Raw genomic sequence first — 17,390 nt, forward strand, 5'->3', positions numbered from 1 at the left:
AGCAGGGTAGGGACTAGTTTGGTATAATAAGCATATTAAACTAAAGAGGTTAATAGTTATGGCAAATAAAATGCAGCAAAAAGCACGTCAATATAGTTTAACGATTAATCGGGTCGTTTCGGAAACCGAAAAAATTCAAGAGGAACTTGACCCATTATTCCAAAAAATTCAAAAGGCCATCAAGGCCGACACAGTTGCTGATTTAACAGCTGATGAATATCACGAAATCAAAACGGTTTTTGCGTCACGGACAGCTGATTATCAGGATTTGGCCGATGAGTTAGCCGCAGCAGTGCCACCAGCACGTTTAATGGGCAATCAGAAATTCTTAGCCGCGGCTTTTCAAGAATTTGTTGATGGTTGCCAAGCCATGACTGATAGCTTGCAAGCAGATCAAACCGTTGACCAAGCCGCTTTCTCAGCGGCAGAAGCTGCTCAGGATGTGGCAACGGATAAAATCAGTAAATATTTGCAACGGATTAGTAGCTTAATCTAGAATTTTAAAGTAATGGGGACGAAGATTTTTCATGAGTACGGAAACTTTAGATCAAACAATTGTTAAAGAGACTGAAGCTAATTTAGAATATGCACCACATGGCATTAAAGCCGTCTTAGACTTATTAAATGATGGCAATACAGTACCGTTCATTGCGCGTTATCGTAAAGAAATGACCGGCGCCTTGGATGAAGTTCAGATTCGGGCGATTGAAAGTGAATACAAGCGTTTAACCGCACTGGCTAATCGTAAGACTGAAGTGATTCGCTCAATTACAGAGCAGGGTAAATTAACGCCTGATTTGCAAAAAGCGATTGAGCATGCAGTCAAGTTGCAAACCGTTGAAGATCTTTATTTGCCGTACAAGCAAAAGCGGAAAAGTAAAGCCACGATTGCGCGGGCCAATGGTCTGTCACCTCTGGCTGAATTGATTAAGGAACAGCCGAACTATTCTGATGATCAGTGGGATGCGGCTGCTTTGCAGTATTGTGACGCTGAAAAGCAATTGCCGACAACTGTTGAAGTTTGGCAGGGCGTTCATGAAATTCTGGCCGATGAAATTAGCGACCAAGCTAAATTCCGTGAATTAACTCGGCGTTACACCGAACGTAACGGCTCATTAACAAGTACTTTGAAAGATGCCGATGCTGACGAAAAGCAAGTCTATCAGCTGTATTATGAGTTTTCAGCACCCTTAAATAAGGTTGTTCCTCATCAAACCTTGGCAATTAATCGTGCGGAAAAAGAAGGCGTTCTTAAAGCTGGTATTGAGTTTGATCCGACCCAATTATTGCAATTGATCACTAAAAAAGTGAATCGGGATCGCAATCAGTTTGCCAGTGAAAAGATGGTTGCTGCCGTTGCTGATGCCTATAAGCGTTTCATTGGCCCGGCGATTGAACGGGAAATTCGGGCTGATTTGAAAACTAAAGCTGATCAACAAGCAATTGCTATTTTTGGTGAGAATTTGCGGCATCTATTATTGCAACCACCACTGAAGGGTAAAACTGTTTTAGGATTTGATCCCGCTTATCGAACGGGCTGTAAACTAGCAATCGTTGACGGCACCGGAAAATTCCTTGATAAGTTAGTGATTTATCCCCATAAACCAGCGCCAGCTAACCAACGAGCTCAAGCTGAAGGGCAGTTTCTTGATTTCTTAGAGAAATATCAAGTCACGATGATCGCCATTGGCAATGGGACGGCTAGTCGCGAATCGGAACAATTTGTGGCCGCCGCTTTGAAAAAGACCAAACGTGATGTTTATTACGTGATTGTTAATGAAGCTGGCGCCTCGGTATACTCAGCCAGTGATAATGCGCGCGCTGAATTTCCACAATTACATGTTGAAGAACGTTCGGCCGTTAGTATTGCTCGGCGTTTGCAAGATCCTTTGTCAGAATTATTGAAAATCGATCCGAAAGCAGTCGGAGTTGGTCAATACCAACATGACGTTAGCCAGAAGGAATTAACAGCCCAATTGGATATTGTGGTTGAAGATGTGGTCAACAATGTTGGGGTTAATTTGAACACGGCCAGTCTGGATCTGTTGCAACATATTTCGGGCTTGTCGGCAACAATCTCCAATAATATTGTTCAGTATCGAAACGAGCACGGTAAATTTGCTAATCGTCAGGAATTACAGAAGGTGCCGCGCTTAGGTCCGAAAACTTATCAACAAGCAATTGGTTTCTTACGAATTATTACGGGTTCAGAACCACTGGATAATACCGATATTCATCCTGAAAGTTACTCAATTGCGGAAAAAGTTTTAGCTAAATTAAACATGACCAAAGCTGATTTGGGGAGCGAGATGTTACAAACAGTGTCTAAGTTATTAAATGTCAGCGAATTAAGCGAGTCCTGGTCAGTCGGTGAGCAGACTTTGCGCGATATTATTGCCGGTTTATGTAAACCTGGCCGTGATTTACGTGATACTGTAGCAGCGCCTTTGTTACGCCAAGATGTGTTAACAATTGAGGATTTACATCCCGGCATGGTTTTGCAAGGTACGGTGCGTAATGTCGTCGATTTCGGCGCTTTTGTTGATATTGGTGTTAAACATGATGGCCTAGTTCATATCTCGCAATTAGCTGATCATTTTATTAAAGATCCAGGAAAAGTGGTTGCGGTAGGCGACATCGTGAAAGTGAAAATTCTCGATGTTGATCTGAAGCGTGAGCGGGTGCAATTAAGTATGCGTGATCTCAGTGATGACTAATTTAGAATTACAAAAATTAGTCGAACAAATTTCGCAGCAAGATTTTCACCGACCGTTTGCCCATCAAGCCCGGTTTAATTCACGACTGCGAACAACTGGTGGTCGCTATTTTCCAGGTGATCATCATTTAGACTTTAATCCCCGTTTTGTGACTTATCAAAATGGTGACTTGTTACCAGGAATCATTCGCCATGAGCTTTGCCACTATCATTTAGATTTATTAGGATTGCCTCATGATCATCGCGCTGTGGAATTCCGGCAGTTGCTGAAAGAAGTTGGTGGCTTACGATTCGTGCCACGAATTGAGCCTGTTGTTACGCGCTCAAGGCAGGTACGTTATCATTATCGCTGCTCTAATTGCGGTGTCGATTATTGGCGTCAGCGGCGAATTAATACCCAACGATATGTTTGTGGTCGTTGTCATGGTAAATTACAACAAATCGCTATTGACCCAACTGCGAAAATCAACTATAATTAATTTCGCAGTTGTTTTTGCGGGCATGGCGGAATTGGTAGACGCGCAAGACTAAGGATCTTGTGACCCCTATAGGTCGTGGAAGTTCGAGTCTTCTTGCCCGCACTAACTAAAAGGTGTTTTGAGATTATTCTCAAAACACCTTTTTTGTATGTCTAAAATTTCCATGAGGAGTTCTTTTTTCAGCAATATGCGTGAGTCGGTCCCTAGTTGGTGGTCGGCAGGGGCCCAGCGATTTTCTGGTCGTGGAACATGGTGGACATCGATCTGAGCTTATTGCTTTCAGCAACAATCTCAGATACGAGTCTTATTCTAACCGCTAAAGCGGCAAAACGTGTTCAAAGCAGCAAACGGCTATGATTAACTAAAATAATTGCTCGATCTGGTTGGCACCAGCTCAATCAATTATTTGCAGTTACTCTACGCCGAAAAACCGCTGCTCCTCACACTCTAAGAATAATTTCACCATTGACGCCAATCGCTGGGCCCCTGCCTAATGAAATAGTTTGATTGAGCACCACTGTATGAAAAAATGATTGCTGTGAACTAATAGTTTATTTGACAAGTTTTCTGAACTAGCGCTATGAACAGTTTAATAGAGTTAAGTTATCCCACTAAATTTGTCTTGATCACTAAAAATAATGAAGTGCTCCGTATCAACTCCAGATGGAATGGAGGGATCTTGGCGTCAGCCGCCAAATTGTTCTTAGTGGCTCTGCCACTTAGAACAAGGCTTGTATTTGAGATTGTTGCGTAGCAATAAGCTCAAATCAATGCCGGCCGCGTTCCACGCCAAGCAGCCCGAAATGTAGTCAGATACAATTCTGTTTTTACACTTTCACCTGGTTTTACTGGTTGTGAACTTGGTTTGTAATTAGAATTAATCAGCGTCGGCCGCGTTCCACAACCAGCAAGCCCACAATGGAGTCAGACTCAATTCTGTTTTTACACGTTCACTTAGGCTTTGGCCGTTAAACCAACTACTAATTTGAAGTCAAAAAAAGAGCCCTAGTAAACTAGGACTCCAGAAAAGATTAATTATTTAGATAATTTGCTTGCTGCTGCTTCGTCTAAGATCAAAGTAACATTGGCATGGTTTTGCAAGACACTTGCAGGTACGTGGTTAGTAACAGGACCTTCAACTGTTGCTTGAATAGCATCAGCTTTGTCTTCGCCATAAGCCATCAAGATGATTTCCTTGCTCTTCATGATTGAGCCAATGCCCATTGAAATAGCGTAACGAGGAACATCGGATTCATTTTCGAAGAAACGAGCGTTAGCGTCAATTGTTGATTGTGTTAAGGCAACTTTATGAGTAGGGCCATCTAATGGTGAACCTGGTTCGTTAAAACCAATATGACCGTTGCGGCCAATACCTAAGATTTGGATATCGATTGGGTTATCAGCAATCACTTTTTCGTAGCGTTCAACTTCAGCTTCAACATTTTCAGCTTCGCCATTTGGTACGTAAGTAGCCTTAAATGGTTTCTTGCTGAAGAGATGTTCGTTCATGAAGTAGTGGTAGCTTTGGTCGTTGCTAGCAGGTAAGCCGACATATTCGTCCAAGTTAACTGATACCATGTTTGAGAAGTCAAGATCACTAGCAGTCATCTTATCGTACAAAGTAATTGGGGTACTACCAGTAGCTAAGCCCAATACCTTAGCGTTGTTAGCCATTCCGGCTTTAATCATATCAAAGGCAGCTTCGCCACCAGCAAGTTTATCTTTAACAATTTTAATTTGCATGATTTATATCCTCCTTGTTTGGTCTAGTCCAATTTAACGCGAAACGAGATTTTTGTCAAGCAAATATCCTGATCTTGACGACAATCTTCAGCCCGATTTTATTAGATTAACTGTAAAAATAATCGTTGCTGGCGAACTTGGCTGCTGCTGAGTATTGACCTAGTCCAACAGTCAGGTAAAATATAGATACAAGTTAAAAAGCGAGGTGCAAATTATGGGGAAATCGCGAGTACAAGCGCAACAAATTGCGATGATCGGCATTTTTACAGCAATTCTAATTTTACAAGCAGTGGTGCCATTTTTAGGATACATTCCATTACTACCTGGACTGCCAGTAATTACATTAATGGGGATGACGGTAATGGTTGGCGCCATTATTATGGGACCGACTTCTGGCGCAATTCTGGGTCTAATTTGGGGCATTATTTCATTAATTAGGGCGTTTACCTCGCCAGGGACGGTGACATTCCTCTTATTTGCCAATCCCATTATTGCAATTGTGCCGCGCTTATTTGTTGGCTGGTTTGCGGGTTGGTTACCAACCGTCTTAACGAAACTTAAAATGCCACAGGTCGTTAGTTTTGGCGTGACCGGATTTTTAGGGGCTGCCTTAAATACCCTTGGCGTGATCCTGCTTACGAATATTTTCTATTTGAATCATAGTGCCACCTTATTAAATAAGTTAGGCATGCAGGGCAGCTCCCAGAATTTGTTTAAAGTTTTACTAGTTGCGTTAGGCGTTAATGGTTTGGCTGAAGCAATTAGTGCGATTATTATTGTGCCTTTATTGGCAATCCCGTTAAAACACGTTTGGCAGCGCCGCCAACACTAGACTATGTTTATTTTTTGGCAAGAATTCGTAACGATAATCATAAGTGGAGTTAACTATACTTGCGGCTACCTTGGCAGCGCTTTAGTTATTGATATATTGAGAAATATCACACTTTTTTTGGGTGAAACGCTTGTTTTTATATATCCTACATGATAGTATAAGAGTTGTACTTTTTGAATGGTATTGGTTCGATTGTTCGCATAGACTTTCTTCCAAAAGTACCACACAGAAATACAAACAAATATAAGTATCCCCAAGGAGGAAACGTTCTAATGGAACACGGAACAGTAAAATGGTTTAACGCAGAAAAAGGTTATGGCTTTATCACTCGCGAAGATGGCAGCGATGTATTCGTACATTTCTCAGCTATCCAAGGCGACGGCTACAAGACTCTTGAAGAAGGCCAAGGCGTTACTTTCGACATCGAAGAAAGCGAACGTGGACCTCAAGCTGTTAACGTTAACAAAGACTAATTTTAATTTAAATTAAAAAGTTTTTTGGATCGGCATATTGCCGGTCCTTTTTTGTTATGATAAAACATAATGAAAGTCGTTAATTGTTTAAGCTGTTAATTGGAGGCCAAAGACTATGTTCGAACAAAAATTGGCGTTGCCCGCTGGCAATCAAGTGGTTGAACTAACACCGGTACAAGCCACTACCGAATTAGCCAGCTTGTTGTTGCTGGCTGATGAAGACCCACAAATGTTAGCGCGCTATCAACAAGACTGTCGTTATTGGGCCATCCAAAATGAACAGCAACAATATCTAGCAGAAGTGGCCATTCGACCGCAGTCGGCCACCAGTTGGGAAATCATGAATTTAGCGGTGGCGCCAACTGCTCAACGGCATGGTTATGGCAGTCGTTTGATTCAGTTAGCTTTATTATTGGCTCAATCCGCCCAACAAGATTATTTGTTAGTTGGGACTGGTGATGTCGATTTGGGTAATTTAAGTTTTTACTTACATAATGGCTTTCGTTTTTATCAAATTCGGCCTGATTTCTTCAAACAATATCAAGCGCCGATTATGATCGACGGTTTGCCCTTGCAAGATATGATTGTATTTCGACAAAAGGTACCAGCGATTTAAGGCAGCTATGGTTACTTTAGTAGTTATTAGTAGTTATTAGTAACTTGTTAATTGGTTTAAACGAGATTTAAGGAGCGATAATTTGGCCCATTCACGCTATTCAAAACAACATCGGCGCCGTTCAAGTCAGCGGCGCTCTCATCAGCAACGTCAATTTATTGATCTAAATGGTTTCTTCTGGACGATTGCCATTGTTTTTGCGGTGGGCTTAATTTTTGTCTTAAGTTATGACCGCTGGCAACAACACGAAACACAAGAGGAGGCGGCCGCTGTGTCAGCATCAACAGCCAGTGTTCAGAAGCAAAAGGAACACTTTATTAGTCGGGTGGCGCCAGAAGCCGTCCAGTTACAAAGTTCGACTCATGTTTTACCAAGTGTGACCATTGCCCAAGCCATTCTAGAAAGTAATTGGGGCAAAAGCACACTCGGTCAGAAATATAATAATTTATTTGGTGTCAAAGGTTCTGATCCTAGCAACACACAAGAAATGACGACTCAGGAATACGTTGATGGCAAGTGGCAAACAATTACCGCTCGTTTTCGGGTATATGATTCTTATGCGGCCTCCATTCAAGATCATGCCCAGTTATTTACTCGCGGCACGACTTGGAATCCACAGCAATACCAACATTTTTTAGCTGCTAAGGATTATCGTGAGGCGGCTCAAGCCTTGGAAACGGACGGCTATGCCACTGATCCAGATTATGCCAGTAAAATTATTGAAATTGTTGAAACTTATCAGCTAACCAAATACGATCAGCAATCATAATTTAAATGACTGATTCCTGCAATTGCAATTGTCAGTTGCGCTTGGTTGTGCTATGTTAAGCCTAATTAGAATAAAATGCCGTGGAGGGTTCACATGCGTGAGTTAGAAGATAAAATTCGTCGTGATGGTCAAGTTTTAGATGGTAACGTCTTAAAAGTTGACAATTTTTTGAATCATCAAATTGATCCGCAATTAATGTATGCCATTGGTGGTGAATTTCAGCGTTTATTTGCTGACCAACCGATTACGAAGATTTTGACAGTTGAGTCGTCAGGAATTGCGCCAGCAGTCATGGCCGGATTGATGTTGAAAGTACCGGTTGTTTTTGCCCGGAAGCACAAATCACTGACTTTAAAAAATGACTTGTACACTGCGACTGTTTATTCATACACCAAAAAAGTTAGCAATGAAATTTCAATTTCACAGAAATTCCTAAGTGCTGATGATCGGGTATTGATTATCGACGATTTCTTAGCTAATGGTCAGGCGGTTGAGGGGTTAATTGATATTATTGATGCTGCCCACGCTCACCTTGAAGGTGTTGGTATTGTCATTGAGAAGACCTTCCAAAAAGGTCGTCAGCTGTTAGATGCTCGCGGTATTCGCACTGAATCTTTAGCACGGATCAAAGCGTTTGAAAATGGCCAAGTTGTTTTTGTAGCAGCTGCAGATGATTAAAAGCCAACAATGGCTTGGTTCTTATTTGGTTTCAGTACTAGGATTTGATAGAATAATAAATGGTAAAGCTTATTAGCAACCCGCAACTTGTGATCGTCGTATTGGTTAAGTTGATGCTGGTTGCATTTTTTCTAATTTTAAAATAGTAAATAATTCTAACAATCGAGGTATTGTCAAATGAGTTTTGTTTATCCACGTTCTTATATTGGTATTATTGGCGGTGGCCAAGGTAGTTGGCAATTGGCCCAAGCCGCTCATAAGCTGGGCTTCTTAGTTAATTTATTAGTGCCAGATGCCAATGATTTAGCTGCTAAAGAAGCTGATCAAATTATTATTGGTACTTCCAGCAATACGAAGTTATTACGGCAATTGGCAGCTGCGAGTGAGGTTGTCATTTTTCAAAATGAAAAAATTAATGTTAATAGTTTAAATGATGCCCAGATTGCTGATAAATTGCCGCAAGGTACCGAATTGTTAGCCATGACTCAGGACCGTTATTTAGAAAAGACTTTCTTGGAAGATCATAATATTAATATTGCGCCTTATGCCATGGCTGTGACGTTAGACGATATTCGTTCAGCAGTGGATTCATTAGGCTTTCCTTGTGTCTTGAAGCCAATCCAAAAGGGCTTAGGCCGTATTAATTCCCATTATATTTTGCGGAGTCATGATGATGTTGAACAATTACCTGGGCAATTAGCTGATGGGAGTTATATTTTGGAATCTTGGGTTCCTTACACCAAGGAATTTGCGATCATGGTCAGCAAGGATGCCCAGAAGCGGATTCAAACTTTCCCAGTTTTGGAAACCGTTTATCATGAAGGCGACTTCCATAGTGCCTTGGCTCACCAAAAAAATCAGCCAGAAATTGTTCAAGAAATTCAACGTGTTGCCACCCAAATCGCCACCGCTATTGATTATCAAGGCTTGCTTGGAGTGACTTTCTTCGAAACTGAGGCCGGTGTGCTATTCGTCAATCGAATTTATCCAGGTCCTTATCAAGCTGCCGATTTATATGGCAGTGTGACTAACTTCTCTCAATACGAATTGCATTTGCGTAATTTATGCGAGTGGCCCGTGCCTGATTTAGTATTGCGGCAAGAAGGTGCCTTGTTGTCGTTACCAGCTAATTTAGAGCCACAAGTCTTCGGTCAAATTCCGAAGCGGGTCAATTGGCAATTTATGTTCTGGCCAGTTTTACAACAACCGCTAAGTTCTGATGCGACCATTGGTGAAGCCACCATTGTTGCCAATGATTATGCTAGTCTGTTGGAGCTTATTGAAAACACGGAATTATGGTAGTTTTGTGGCGACGATTTTGGAATTTTAAGGAGCGTAAATAATGATTGAACGATATACCCGTCCTGAAATGGCTCAGGTTTGGAGTTTACAGAATCAATATCAGTCTTGGTTAGAAGTCGAAGTCTATGCTTGTGAGGCTTGGGCTGAATTGGGCGAGATTCCCGCAGTTGACTTGCAACGGATTCAGGAAAACGCCAGCTTTGATACGGCTCGCGTTCAAGAATTGGAACAAGTAACGAAGCATGATGTGGTTGCTTTTACGCGCGCAGTCTCCGAAACCTTAGGACCAGAGCGGAAATGGATCCACTTTGGCCTGACGTCGACTGATGTGGTTGATACTGCTCAAGGCTATCGTTTGAAACAGGCCAACGACTTAATTCGCGCCGATTTGCAGACGTTGCTAGCCACAATTAAGCGTCGGGCTTTGGAATTCGAACAAACCGTGATGATTGGCCGGACCCATGGTGTTCATGCAGAGCCCACTACTTTTGGCTTGGTTTTAGCAACTTGGTATGCTGAATTGAAACGCGATATCGAGCGCTTTGAGCACGCAGCTAAGGGCGTTGAAGCTGGCAAAATGAGTGGTGCCGTGGGGACTTTTGCTAATATCCCACCGGAAATTGAAGCTTATGTGACCAAAAAATTAGGCTTACGGGCCCAAGATATTTCGACACAAGTTTTACCGCGAGATTTACATGCTGAGTATTTAACAGCGTTAGCCCTAACCGCGACCTCAATTGAACGGTTCGCCTTGGAAATCCGCCATTTACAACGAACAGAAGTCCATGAAGTCGAAGAACGTTTTGCTTCTGGACAAAAGGGGTCGTCGGCGATGCCACATAAACGCAATCCAATCACTTCAGAGAACTTGACTGGTTTGGCGCGAGTGATTCGTGGCTATCAAATTCCAGCCTTAGAAGACGTGGGCTTGTGGCATGAACGGGATATTTCCCATAGTTCTGTTGAGCGAATTATTTTGCCAGATGCTACTTCACTAATGGATTACCAACTCACTCGTTTTAATCGGCTGTTGACTAATTTAGTTGTTTTCCCAGAACGGATGCAACAGAATATGCAGGTGACTCATGGCTTGATCTATAGTCAACGAGTATTGCTGAAATTAGTTGAAAGTGGTTTGAGTCGGGAACAAGCCTATGATTTGGTTCAAGCTAAAACTGCTCTGGCTTGGGACCAAGGCAAAGACTTTAAACAGCTATTGGCAGCTGATCCCCAAGTAATGAAGCAAATATCAGCAGCTGATCTTGACGATGCCTTCGATTACCACTGGCATTTGCGTCGAGTAGATTTAATCTTCAAACGACTAGGTTTAAAATAAAAAATTGGTGCCAAGCCTTCCATGATTAGGGAGGCTTGGTATTTTTAATGACGGAGAAGATTGCGGGTGAGTTTAAAACAGACTGGCGGACAACTCCGTTACGGCCGGCGGGTTGTGGAACGTTGCCGACACTGATTTAAGCCTTTGCTGGGCAAAGTCTTAAATACAGGTCTTCTTCTAACCGCTGAAGCGGCAAGAAGAATTTGGCGACTGACAACCCGGCGGCCTTCACTACGTTTTGAGCCAATGTGGTCCATTTTATCTTGGACTGATTGCAAGACAGTGCTAGTAAAGAGTTACAATCATCCAGCAACTGTCTGGTGAAACTGACAAAATTGGGCACCAATACGCAAAAAAACAATTGTAAAAACTAACGAAGCCTAATTGGCAAGCTATTTAAATTAACTTGGCAACTAGGCTATTTTTGACCATTGTTCAGTGTACAAGAATTAAAATTTAGACGAGTAATCTTGCTTTGCTTGCCTTAACCACTAACCACAATGAAGGGTGCTAACTCAACTCAGGACGTAATGGAGGGATCGGGTTGTCAGCCGCGAAATTATTGTTGGTGCTTTAGCACTTACAATAAGCCTCGAATTGAAGACTTTTGAAAAAAGGCTTCAATCGACGGCCGCCGCGTTCCACAACCCGCAGCCCGGAATGCAGTCAGACGCCATTCTGTTTACACACCTTTACTTAATTCTGGTCAGTTTCTCACTGGAATCATTTATTCAAATGAAAATTTGAAACATCTGTTCCCTTTGCGGTAAAATAAGCGTAACATTCTAACTTCAAATGTCTGTTATAATTGTTTATTAGAATACTTTATTTTGCTTAACGGCAATAGAAAATTTTTATTTTCGGGAAGGAAGACAACATGGGCACGACCAGTATATTAGCAGGATTAAATGATCAACAAAAAGAGGCAGTTTTAACAACTGATGGTCCCTTGTTGATTATGGCTGGGGCCGGTTCTGGGAAAACACGAGTCTTAACTCACCGAATTGCTTATTTGATTCAAGAACGCGGTGTTTTGCCGTGGCAAATTTTAGCGATTACCTTTACCAATAAGGCAGCTAAAGAAATGCGGGAACGGGTTCAGAAATTATTAGGTGACGACGCCAATGATGTTTGGGTATCCACGTTTCATGCTCTTTGTGTGCGGGTTTTACGGCGGGAAAGCGAAAAAATCGGTTATTCCCGTTCCTTCACGATTGCGGACAGTTCTGAGCAGCTGACCTTGATCAAGCGGATTCTGCGTCAATTAAATTTAGATCCCAAACAATATGATCCGAAGGCAATTTTGGGGTCAATTAGTCAGGCCAAGAACGATTTAAAAACGCCTAAAGAATTTGAACAGTCAGCGGCTAAAGGCTTTGATCAAGTAGTTGCGCAAGTTTATAAAATTTATCAACAAGAATTACATCGCGATCAAGCTTTCGATTTCGATGATTTAATTATGCAAACAATTGTCTTATTTCATAAAGATCCTGAGACACTGGCTTTTTACCAACGGAAGTTTCGTTACATTCATGTCGACGAATACCAAGATACAAATGAGGCGCAATATCAATTAGTCCAATTATTAGGTGCGGCTTACCGCAATGTTTGTGTGGTTGGTGATGCTGACCAGAGTATTTATGGCTGGCGTGGCGCAAATATGGCCAATATTATGAATTTTGAGCGAGATTATCCACACGCTAAAAGTATTTTGTTAGCACAAAACTACCGTTCAACCAAAAATATTTTGCAGGCGGCTAACTCGGTGATTGCGCATAATAGTTATCGTAAGCCGAAGAAATTGTGGACTGATAATGCTGAAGGTAGCAAACTTAACTATTATCGGGCCCAAAGTGAAAGTGATGAAGCTTTATTTGTGACCAGCAAGATCAAAGAAGAAGTTAAGTCGCAGAAGTTTAATTATGGTGATTTTGCAATTCTTTATCGGACAAACGCACAATCACGGATTTTTGAAGATCGGCTGATGAAGGCCAGCATTCCGTACAAAATTGTTGGCGGTCATAAATTCTATGACCGTAAAGAAATTCGCGATATTTTAGCCTATTTGCGCTTAGTGGCTAATCCTGATGATTCAATGAGTTTCAATCGGGTGGTCAATGAACCGAAGCGTGGTTTAGGTGCCGGGACGATTGGCAAGTTACAAGAATTTGCCGATGAGCACGATTGGTCATTATTGGCGGCGGCGAAGAATGTTGAATTATCCGCCTTGGCGGCACGGCCTAGAACCAAACTGCTTGATTTCGCTCAGCTAATTTATGCTTTAAACGCGGAAGCAGCTAATTTATCAATGACCGAATTAACCAAACGATTATTAGAAAAAAGTGGTTATCAAGCCAGCTTAGAAATTCAAAAGACTGTTGAAGCCGAAACGCGTCTGGAAAACTTGGCGGAATTCTTGACCGTGACCCAACAATTTGATGACACTTATCAACCAGAAGATAGTGATAGCCAACCATTGATCGACTTTATCGCCGATTTGGCCTTAACTTCTGATCAGGATGAATTAGGGGAAGACTTGAAACAAGTTACTTTGATGACGTTACACGCCGCCAAAGGACTGGAATTTCCAGTGGTCTTTTTAGTCGGACTTGAAGAAGGCATTTTCCCATTGTCGCGTTCCTTAATGGAAGATGATGCGCTTGAAGAAGAACGGCGACTGGCTTACGTTGGGATTACCCGGGCGCAAAAAGAACTCTACTTATCCAATGCGTATGGTCGGATGTTGTACGGTCGTCCGCAGAACAATCCACCTTCAAGATTTATTGCCGAAATTGATCCAGAAGTCATTGAACCTGTGGCTCAAGAAGCTCAACAGTATCCTTTTGATCAAGTGGGTGGTCAAGCTGGTCGGCGACAAAAACAAACAGCACGAGCTACGGCAACGACGTATCATGCGCCCCAAGCGAAAAAGGCCACTGGTGCAGTAGGTGCTGAACAAGTGAGCTGGCAAGTTGGCGATCTCGTTGAACATCGAGCTTGGGGTCAAGGCACCGTCGTTCAAGTTGATCAAAATGGCGACGATGTGGAATTAGCAATCGCTTTTCCAGAAATTGGTGTTAAACATTTGATGGCGGTATTCGCCCCAATCAAAAAAGTTAGTAAGTCGTCATAAAGCTGATTAAGTTTGTAAAAGAAAGAAGGAGTCCATTATGCCGTTACCAAAACCAAGCAAGGATTATTCACTTTCAGAAGCAACCGCAGCAATTGCTGAATTACGTCAACAGTTACGGCGTTATGCCCAAGCATATTACACCAAGGATGCGCCATTAGTTGAGGATTCTGTTTATGACGATCAGTATCGTCAATTGCAGGACTTAGAACAGGCTTTTCCTCAGTTAGTGACAGCTGATTCGCCGACACAACAAGTTGGTGGCACTGTTTTGGCAGGATTCACTAAGGTCAGTCACCAAATTCCAATGTTATCAATGGGCGATGTCTTCTCGTTGGCGGAACTCGCGACTTTCGACGCGCGGATGCAAAAAGCCATCCAACAACCAACGACTTATAACGTTGAATTGAAAATCGATGGTTTAGCAATTTCATTGCGTTATGAAGCTGGTAAATTAGTCCTAGGTTCGACTCGGGGTGATGGCTCGATTGGTGAAGATGTGACGGCCAATTTGCGGACGGTCAGCTCAATTCCTCAAACACTGGCTGAACCAATTGATTTGGAAGTTCGGGGCGAATGTTATATGCCCAAAGATTCCTTTGAGAAGTTGAATCGCGAACGCGATAATAACGGTGAAGCTATTTTTGCAAATCCGCGAAACGCAGCAGCAGGTAGTTTACGCCAATTAAACTCACGTGTGACTAAAGCGCGTAAGTTAGATACATTTATGTACACAATTGTTAATGCCGACCGTTATGGCGTTACGACTCAAGCTGAAGCGTTGCAACAATTACAGAAGTGGGGCTTCCATGTTAATCCAGAATCGCTAGTGGCAACGGACTTAGAGCAAATTGATGACTATATTCAGCGTTACCAGACGCGACGTGATGATTTACCCTATGGCATTGATGGCGTCGTTCTGAAAATTAATCAACTTGATTTACAAGCCGAATTAGGCAATACCGTTAAAGTTCCACGTTGGGAAATTGCTTATAAATTCCCACCAGAAGAAGCGCACACTGTGATTCGCGAGATTGAATGGACCGTGGGCCGAACTGGCGTGGTCACACCAACCGCAGTCATGGATCCAGTTAGTTTGGCCGGTACGACAGTAGCTCGGGCGACGTTACATAACGTCGATTTGTTACGCGAGAAAGATGTTCGTCTTGGTGATACTGTCTTGATTCATAAGGCCGGCGATATTATTCCAGAAGTTTCCCAAGTTGTTTTGGCAAAACGGCCTAAGGATAGTCAGCCCTATGAAGTGCCCACAACTTGTCCTTCATGCGGGTCAAAATTGATTCACTTGGCCGATGAAGTTGCGCTGCGCTGTGTGAATCCAATGTGCCCAGCTCAGGTCAAAGAAGGTTTAACTCATTTTGCTTCGCGGGATGCCATGGATATTACTGGTCTCGGGCCTAAAGTAGTCACACAATTATATGAACGTCATCTAGTTAAGGATGTGGCCGATCTATATAAGCTAACGGCAGCTGACTTGGCTGATTTAGATAAATTTCAGGAGAAATCCATTAATAATTTATTAAATGCGATCGCCAACTCGAAACAAAACTCAGCTGAACGCTTATTATTTGGTTTGGGTGTGCGCAATGTTGGTGCCAAGGCGGCCAGATTATTATTGGCAGCTTTCGGCAACTTAGAGAAATTAATGGCAGCTTCGGCTGAAGAGATTACGGCAATTAAAACCATTGGCCCCACCATTGGTGAAAGCTTAACCACGTACTTCGCCAATGCTCAGGTACAGGAATTAATGCAGGAATTAAAGACAGTCGGCGTTAATTTTGACTATCTTGGGACCACAACGGTGGTTAAAGATAATTTCTTTAAGGATAAAACTATTGTGTTAACTGGTAAATTGGCTCATTATACTCGTAGCGAGCTAAGTCAGCAGTTAACAGATTTAGGCGCACATATTGTCGGGTCGGTTTCTAAAAAGACGGACTATTTAATTGTTGGAACTGATGCAGGTAGTAAGCTGACCAAAGCTCAACAGTTAAATGTGCCGGTTTTGCCAGAGACTGAACTTGACCAATATCTTGATGAGGTGAAATAATGCGATTCACGAGTAAAAAAGGTCTACTTTTACTCATGGGCTTGGTAGGGATTTTCTTGACTGCCTGTGGTAACTTACAAAATGCTGATCTTAGTGGCAGTACTAGTAGTAATACTGCTGCTAGTAAGTCATCAGCTTATCAAATTACTGGCACAACTGACGGTAGTCAATACAGCGCACTGTTAAGTGATGGCAAGTATAAAACGAGTAGTTCCCGAGGATTGACCGTTGATCAGAATAGCAATAACTTCAATGTCTCCAGTTTTGAAGATGGCTTAACGACTATTAGTAAACAGCAATTTTCGCCTGATAAATATGCTTTCCAAGAAGGCCAATATATTGCCCGGACCACAGCGAATAGCTGGTTGAAGCGAAAGTCTAGTAGTAATGCTGATGGCTTAAATCCTGAAGACAATAAGCAAACGGAGCCAGATAAACGTAATCCAATTTATTTACAACAAATTTTGGAGCAAGATTATTTAGTTCACAGTGGTAATTCTTATAAGCTAGATGGTATGGCGATTGGCTTAGGGATGAACTCCACCGATTATTACCAAAAGGTGCAATATGGGGCCACTTTCAAAACCACGATTTCTCGAGCTGATCAGGAGAAACAAGGGAAAGAAATGGCACAAAAGATTTTGGCCCGGTTACGCCAGAAAAAAGAATTGGCGAATGTGACGATTGTGTTCGGTCTTTACGAGCAGGCTGCTAATGATAGTTTGGTTGGTGGTACTTATTTCGCCCAAGCCGTTAGTAAATCAGGCACGACTATCTCTGACTGGACTAGTTTGAAACAAGAGAATGGGGTTTTGCCAGTCGTCAATAACGAAAAAGCCATTAATGGTGGCGATAGCGACTCCTTCAATAACTTTAAGTCAAAGATTCAATCATTCTTCCCTAATTTGAGTGGCGTCACCGCCCAAGTTCATTACGAGAATGATTCATTAAAGGGCATGAAGATTAAAATCACTACCCAATTCTTCGGTGAAAATGAGATTCGTAGCTTTACGCAATACGTTGGCACTGCGGCTTCACGGTATTTGCCAGCCAATGTGCCGATTGAAATTACGATTTCTTCAGTCGGCGGGATGCAAGCCTTTTTGAATCGTGATAGTGGTGAAAAAGATTTTTATAGCCATGTTTTTAGTAGTTACTAGCTTTTCTGGTTTTTTCACTAAGCTTTAAATGATAAAATAAGTTTTGAATGAATCTTGTTTTAAAACGAATGGAGGACATTTGGCG

General features: G+C 42.2%; 15 protein-coding genes and 1 tRNA gene. 14 read left to right on the plus strand and 2 right to left on the minus strand.

Going from position 1 to position 17,390, the window contains the following annotated elements:
• Positions 1 to 58 precede the first annotated feature (58 nt).
• The 4 genes from EKM82_RS02750 (at position 59) to EKM82_RS02765 (ending at position 3,297) form a co-directional block, all read left to right on the plus strand.
• Positions 59 to 496, plus strand: a complete 438-nt coding sequence (locus EKM82_RS02750; protein WP_125766795.1) for a hypothetical protein — start codon at positions 59 to 61, stop codon at positions 494 to 496.
• Between the two features lie 31 nt (positions 497 to 527).
• Entirely contained in the window at positions 528 to 2,717 is a 2,190-nt protein-coding gene (locus EKM82_RS02755) for a Tex family protein (protein ID WP_125766796.1), read from the plus strand.
• Positions 2,710 to 3,195, plus strand: coding sequence for a SprT family protein (locus EKM82_RS02760; RefSeq protein ID WP_125766797.1), 486 nt, complete (start codon positions 2,710 to 2,712; stop codon positions 3,193 to 3,195). Before EKM82_RS02755 ends, EKM82_RS02760 begins: the two co-directional genes overlap by 8 nt.
• A 16-nt stretch (positions 3,196 to 3,211) precedes the next feature.
• A tRNA-Leu gene (locus EKM82_RS02765) sits at positions 3,212 to 3,297 on the plus strand.
• A gap of 933 nt (positions 3,298 to 4,230) precedes the next feature.
• On the opposite strand, the gene nagB is transcribed toward EKM82_RS02765, so the two are convergent.
• Entirely contained in the window at positions 4,231 to 4,938 is a 708-nt protein-coding gene (gene nagB / locus EKM82_RS02770; protein WP_125766798.1) for a glucosamine-6-phosphate deaminase, read from the minus strand.
• Between the two features lie 214 nt (positions 4,939 to 5,152).
• Here nagB and EKM82_RS02775 point away from each other — a divergent pair, with 214 nt between their 5' ends.
• The 7 genes from EKM82_RS02775 to purB all read left to right on the plus strand — a co-directional run bounded on the left by EKM82_RS02775 (position 5,153) and on the right by purB (position 10,944).
• Positions 5,153 to 5,770 (plus strand): ECF transporter S component, encoded by a 618-nt coding sequence (locus EKM82_RS02775; RefSeq protein ID WP_125766799.1) that lies wholly within the window; start codon positions 5,153 to 5,155, stop codon positions 5,768 to 5,770.
• Positions 5,771 to 6,042: 272 nt separating this feature from the next.
• Positions 6,043 to 6,243, plus strand: coding sequence for a cold-shock protein (locus EKM82_RS02780; RefSeq protein ID WP_125650674.1), 201 nt, complete (start codon positions 6,043 to 6,045; stop codon positions 6,241 to 6,243).
• Between the two features lie 115 nt (positions 6,244 to 6,358).
• Positions 6,359 to 6,859: a GNAT family N-acetyltransferase gene (locus tag EKM82_RS02785; RefSeq protein ID WP_125766800.1), complete on the plus strand. Its 501-nt coding sequence runs from the start codon at positions 6,359 to 6,361 to the stop codon at positions 6,857 to 6,859.
• An 82-nt stretch (positions 6,860 to 6,941) separates the two neighbouring features.
• Positions 6,942 to 7,628: a glycoside hydrolase family 73 protein gene (locus EKM82_RS02790; RefSeq protein WP_164508069.1), complete on the plus strand. Its 687-nt coding sequence runs from the start codon at positions 6,942 to 6,944 to the stop codon at positions 7,626 to 7,628.
• A 93-nt stretch (positions 7,629 to 7,721) separates the two neighbouring features.
• Positions 7,722 to 8,306 carry a xanthine phosphoribosyltransferase gene (locus EKM82_RS02795; RefSeq protein ID WP_125766801.1) on the plus strand — a complete coding sequence of 195 codons (585 nt, stop codon included), beginning with the start codon at positions 7,722 to 7,724 and terminating at the stop codon, positions 8,304 to 8,306.
• A gap of 177 nt (positions 8,307 to 8,483) precedes the next feature.
• Positions 8,484 to 9,608, plus strand: coding sequence for an ATP-grasp domain-containing protein (locus EKM82_RS02800; protein ID WP_125766802.1), 1,125 nt, complete (start codon positions 8,484 to 8,486; stop codon positions 9,606 to 9,608).
• A gap of 40 nt (positions 9,609 to 9,648) precedes the next feature.
• On the plus strand, positions 9,649 to 10,944 hold the full coding sequence (purB, locus tag EKM82_RS02805; protein ID WP_125766803.1) for an adenylosuccinate lyase: 1,296 nt from the start codon (positions 9,649 to 9,651) through the stop codon (positions 10,942 to 10,944).
• A 98-nt stretch (positions 10,945 to 11,042) separates the two neighbouring features.
• On the opposite strand, the gene EKM82_RS11245 is transcribed toward purB, so the two are convergent.
• Positions 11,043 to 11,201, minus strand: a complete 159-nt coding sequence (locus EKM82_RS11245) for a hypothetical protein (RefSeq protein ID WP_164508070.1) — start codon at positions 11,199 to 11,201, stop codon at positions 11,043 to 11,045.
• A gap of 620 nt (positions 11,202 to 11,821) precedes the next feature.
• Between EKM82_RS11245 and pcrA the strand changes: the two genes are divergently transcribed.
• The 3 genes from pcrA to EKM82_RS02820 are packed head-to-tail and all read left to right on the plus strand — an operon-like array spanning position 11,822 to position 17,305.
• Entirely contained in the window at positions 11,822 to 14,077 is a 2,256-nt protein-coding gene (gene pcrA, locus EKM82_RS02810) for a DNA helicase PcrA (protein WP_125766804.1), read from the plus strand.
• Between the two features lie 37 nt (positions 14,078 to 14,114).
• Positions 14,115 to 16,145 (plus strand): NAD-dependent DNA ligase LigA, encoded by a 2,031-nt coding sequence (ligA, locus tag EKM82_RS02815; RefSeq protein ID WP_125766805.1) that lies wholly within the window; start codon positions 14,115 to 14,117, stop codon positions 16,143 to 16,145.
• On the plus strand, positions 16,145 to 17,305 hold the full coding sequence (locus tag EKM82_RS02820; protein ID WP_125766806.1) for a CamS family sex pheromone protein: 1,161 nt from the start codon (positions 16,145 to 16,147) through the stop codon (positions 17,303 to 17,305). The genes ligA and EKM82_RS02820 overlap by 1 nt, the downstream gene beginning before the upstream one ends.
• Positions 17,306 to 17,390: the final 85 nt, after the last annotated feature.

It is taken from the genome of Lapidilactobacillus wuchangensis, assembly GCF_003946645.1.
Lineage (GTDB): Bacteria > Bacillota > Bacilli > Lactobacillales > Lactobacillaceae > Lapidilactobacillus > Lapidilactobacillus wuchangensis.